4 protein-coding genes are annotated in these 4,582 nt (G+C 63.3%); 3 read left to right on the forward strand and 1 reads right to left on the reverse strand.

All coding sequences use genetic code 11. The features are described from left to right. Window positions 1-115: 115 nt before the first annotated feature. The 3 genes from ACWEVR_RS33900 to ACWEVR_RS33910 are packed head-to-tail and all read left to right on the forward strand — an operon-like array spanning window position 116 to window position 3,889. Window positions 116-1,240 carry a tyrosine-type recombinase/integrase gene (locus tag ACWEVR_RS33900; protein ID WP_452470194.1) on the forward strand — a complete coding sequence of 375 codons (1,125 nt, stop codon included), beginning with the start codon at window positions 116-118 and terminating at the stop codon, window positions 1,238-1,240. A 47-nt stretch (window positions 1,241-1,287) separates the two neighbouring features. Continuing rightward, window positions 1,288-3,513, forward strand: a complete 2,226-nt coding sequence (locus ACWEVR_RS33905; protein WP_452470195.1) for a tyrosine-type recombinase/integrase — start codon at window positions 1,288-1,290, stop codon at window positions 3,511-3,513. Then, window positions 3,500-3,889 carry a DUF6262 family protein gene (locus ACWEVR_RS33910; RefSeq protein WP_452470196.1) on the forward strand — a complete coding sequence of 130 codons (390 nt, stop codon included), beginning with the start codon at window positions 3,500-3,502 and terminating at the stop codon, window positions 3,887-3,889. The genes ACWEVR_RS33905 and ACWEVR_RS33910 overlap by 14 nt, the downstream gene beginning before the upstream one ends. 46 nt (window positions 3,890-3,935) lie before the next feature. Here ACWEVR_RS33910 and ACWEVR_RS33915 read toward each other — a convergent pair whose 3' ends face one another. After that, window positions 3,936-4,436, reverse strand: coding sequence for a single-stranded DNA-binding protein (locus ACWEVR_RS33915; RefSeq protein WP_452470197.1), 501 nt, complete (start codon window positions 4,434-4,436; stop codon window positions 3,936-3,938). Window positions 4,437-4,582 lie beyond the last annotated feature (146 nt).

Genomic DNA, 4,582 nt, shown 5'->3' on the forward strand with positions numbered 1-4,582 from the left:
CGTTAAGTAGACCTCTTTCGCCGCTGTCCATAACGTCCGTACGGTTTGTATTTGGTCGGTAGTTCCTGCTACATAGACACCTCGTCTTGTTGTGTCGTTGTGGAGGAGGTGGCCGGTGCCGCTACGGGTGCAGCGTTTGCGGGCACCGGATTCGGGGCGGCGTTCGTTCACGGTGGTCGACGCGGCCGGTGTGCCGGTGTGGCCGATCGAGGAGTTTCTGTCGCATCTGGTGGCGGTCGGTAAGGCACCGAACACCGTGCAGGGCTACGCCTACGACCTGCGGGATCTATTCGTGTGGTTGGGGCAGCGGGGTTGGGACTTCCGGGAACTGAATCTGGAGCAGTTGTCGGAGTTCTTCTCGTGGTTGCAGCGTCCGAAGCCGACTCGGCAGCCCGGGGTGTTCGTCTTGCCTGGCACCGCGGCGGCCGTGGAGCGAACGACGTTGGTCCGTAAGCGTTCCGCGGTGGCGTCGTTCTACCGCTTCCATGCCCGCCGGGACGATTCGGTGCCTGCGTTGTTGGGAGAGCTGGTCGGGCCGCGCCCGACGGGTGGGTACGTGCCGTTGCTGGCGCACACCCGGCGGGGCGCGCCGAATGCTGATTCCTACAGCCCGATCCGGCTGCATGTTCATCGCAAGCCCGCGAAGACGGTGACTGTCGCCCAGCAGAGAGCCCTGATGGATGCGTGCGTGCGGTTACGGGATCGCTTCTTGCTGCTGCTGTGGTTCGAGACCGGGCTTCGGTTGGGAGAAGCGTTGGGGCTGCGTCACTCGGACCTGCGGCTGCGAGCGGGTGAGGTTCGTGTGGTGCCCCGGGAGGACAACCTGAACGACGCGCGAGTCAAGCGGCTCAAACCTCGCGTGGTTCCGGCCGCCGCCGAGGTATTCGACCTCTACGCCGAGTACATGGAGGTCGAATATGGCTGCCTGGGCAGTGATTTCGTGTTCGTGAACTTGTTCCGGGCGCCGGTGGGCGCGCCGATGACGGAGACGAATGTCCACAAGCTGATCGAGCGGCTCCGGGATCGCTCGGGCATCGACTTCTTCGCGCCCCACATCGCCCGCCACACCTATGCGACCCGGCTGCTCCGTGCTGGGGTCCGCATCGAGATCGTCGCCGAATTGCTGGGTCACTCGAGTTCGCAGACGACGGAGATGACGTACTCGCATCTGACGGTCGAGGACCACCGCCATGCCCTCGTCGCCGCGGGGATTCTTCGGGAAGGTACCGAACAACATTGACCACACCGCACGAGTTGCCGACCACCTCGGGGTTGCTGGAGCGGCTGATGCAGACCGTCGACCCGATGTTCCGCGGGGAGATGTTCTTCCCGCCCACCGATAATCGGGTGTTCGTGCAGGACATGTGTCGGATTCGATCCTGCGGCATCGCGCTGAGCTACGCTTCGCGGCGTTTGTGTCAGGGCCATTACCTGCGATGGACGGCGGCTGGACGGCCCGATCTGGAGCAGTGGACTCCCATCGAGGAGTTGGCGACTGAGCAGCGACGAATCATTGCCTGCTGTGTGGTCCGTGAATGCAACCGGGCCGCGAAATCGAAGGGGTTGTGCCATCGGCATGCAAACCAGTGGTCCCACTACGGCCGCCCGGATTTGGATGAATGGTTGGCGCGGACCCTCTATCACCCGCCTCGCGGCTCGTTCGAGACCGATTGCCAGTTCCCAGGTTGCGCCCGTTGGTGTGACGGTCCGAACAGATCGATGTGTCGGCCGCACTGGGACAGCTGGCACCGTGGGGGTCGAATGCCGATGGCGGAGTGGCTCGTTCACCTCGAGCGGATGCGCAACCCGCGTGTGAAGCTGCACCGACTGAGCGGGCAGGTGCGGTTGGAGATCGGCTATGGGTTGCAACGCCGCCACGAGCTGGGCCATCAGCACACCGCACCTCGGGTCGTGACCAGAGCCATCGGATGGGTTCGGTCAGCGGGCGTGCACAGTCTGCTGGACTGGGACGATGACGAATGGAGGGTATTCTCCCGTCCTCGGGAGGCGAACTACGACACCCTGTCGCTGGCTTTCATCAAGGACACCCGCTTCGAGTTACAGGCGTTGCTCATCGACGCCGACCCCTGGGCTGACCAATACCCGCGCGACACATGGGATCTCAAACATGTCGGCCTGAACACCAGCGACGTTCGGTTCCTGCGGTTCGGCGGCATCGCGCAACCGTGGCTGAAAGAACTGGTCAAGCGTTGGTGCCGATGGCGCCTGAGCCGCGAGCTGAACCCGTCGACGGTCGCCATCAACATCCGAGCCTGCGTCCGGTTGGCCCAGTACCTGCACCGCACGGTCGGCTCAGACGCCCAGCCCAAGGACCTGACACGCATCCGCTTGGAGGGGTGGCTGGCCGAACTGCAGGCCAAGGTTCCGGAACCGACGACCCGTGGCGCGGCGATCACGTCGATCGGCGGATTCCTCAAAGACGTGCATCGGCACGAGTGGCAACCCGATCTGGCTCGCAATGCCTTCATCTACGACGACATGCCCCGGCGGTCGCACCCCAAGCCGCGGTTCATCCCCGAGCAGGTCATGGCACAGTTGGAAACTCCGCGAGCCTTGGCTCAGTTCCCGTCGCCGGACGGGAAGCTGATGGTGGAACTCCTCATCGCCTGCGGGCTGCGGCTCAAGGACGCGCGCACGTTGCCGTTCGACTGCATCGTCCGCGACGCGGACAACAATCCCTACCTCGCGTGGCTCAACCGCAAGATGGCCGATCGCCCGGCGTTCTTCCCGCTCGCAGAAGAGCTGGCTGCGAAGATCGTCGCCCAGCAGCGAGCGGTGCTCGACCGATTCTCCGCGGGGTCGCCGTGGTTGTTTCCGGCGATCCACAGCAACGTCGACGGCAGCCGATACGCCAGCGGCACCCGGCTGCGTGAGCAGTTGGAGCGGTGGCTCGAGGTGTTGGACATCGTCGATGAGCACGGCCGGCGGATCCGGGTCACTTTCCACCAATTCCGGCACACGGTCGGCACCAGGCTGATCAATGCCGATGTCCCGCAACCGGTGGTGCAGGCGCTGCTGGATCACATGTCGCCGGACATGACCGCGGTCTACGCTCGGTTGCACAACGAAACACTGCGTGAGCATTGGCTCAAGGCGGTGAAGGTCAATGCCGAAGGTGAACCCGCCACGATCACTGCCGATCACCCGCTCGCCGACGCGGCCTGGGCCAAGCTGAGCATGGTCCGCGCGAAAGTGACACTGCCGAACGGATACTGCGGCGCCCCGGTCCAAACCGACTGCGAATACGCCAACCCGTGTCTGGACTGCCGATTCTTCATCACGACCACCGAATTCCTCGGCCAACACCGTCGCCAACGCGACGACACCGCACGCATGATCGACGATGCAGAAGCCGCGGGGCACCGGAGAGTCGTCGAGAAGAACGCTCGCACCCTGATCAAGCTCGACACCATTATCGGAGCACTCGAATCCACGCGTGACGGCCAGATCGTGGCCGGGGGAAAGGTCGAAGAACTCGATGCCGCTGGCTGACAACACCCGATTCCTACTCGAAGCCACCCGAGCGCGCAGCACGGACGCACGCAAACGAGCCGAAGCCGCGATCACTACGGCGACCCGCGGCACAGGTCGCATCACCGTGGCCGGGATAGCCAAGACCGCAGGCGTTTCACGGTCCTGGATCTACACACAACCGGATCTCGTCGACGCGATATCTGCTCTGCAACAACGGAATCCGTCGACGGACAGGATGGTGCCTACCTCAGCGACGGTGGAGTCATTGCAGACCCGGCTAGAGGCAGCCAACGAACGCAGCAAACAGTTGCGCACGCAAATCACGCAGCTGACAGCCCAACTTGAAACCGCATACGGCGAGATCCGGGCACTGCGCAACGCTGCGCCGAATTGACCAGGACTGCGGCACGATCGCTTCGGCCAGAGCAGATTGGTGCGGGTCAGACGGCTGGTTCCTCGCGGACGCCGCCATCACCGAAACCTGTAGTTGCACTGGCGAATACGGCTTCTTGGTCGGGCGCAGCGCCTCGCGGATCAGCACCACCACTGCTGCCGAAGCCGTTGCTGCGGTCGTTGCGGTTGACCCGGTTTACCGTCGCAGTCGCATAACGCAGTGAGGGACCGAGCTCGTCGACCTCGAGCTCGACCACCTGACGCTTCTCACCTTCGCGGGTTTCATACGAGCGTTGCTTGAGTCTCCCGCTGACGATCACGCGCGAGCCCCTGGCCAGGCTCTCTGCAGCATTCTCCGCTGCCTCCCGCCAAATATTACAACGCATGAAGAGCGCCTCGGCGTCCTTCCACTCGTTGGTGTTCCGGTCGAACACACGAGGAGTGGAAGCGACGGTGAAGTTCGCAACCGCCGCGCCAGCAGGCGTGAATCTCAACTCTGGTGCGGCTGTCAGATTTCCGATGACAGTGATGACCGTGTCTCCAGCCATGAGGGGCTCCTTCTCAAGATAGACGATGGATTCGCTGAGCGTGTCCTATATGGGGACGGCTACGGCATCACGCTCGCTCGATATGGACATGTCCACGCCGGAAAAAGCCTGGTAGGTAGTATATTTCAATCTTGAGATCCACATAA

The organism is Nocardia sp. NPDC003979, from assembly GCF_053605015.1.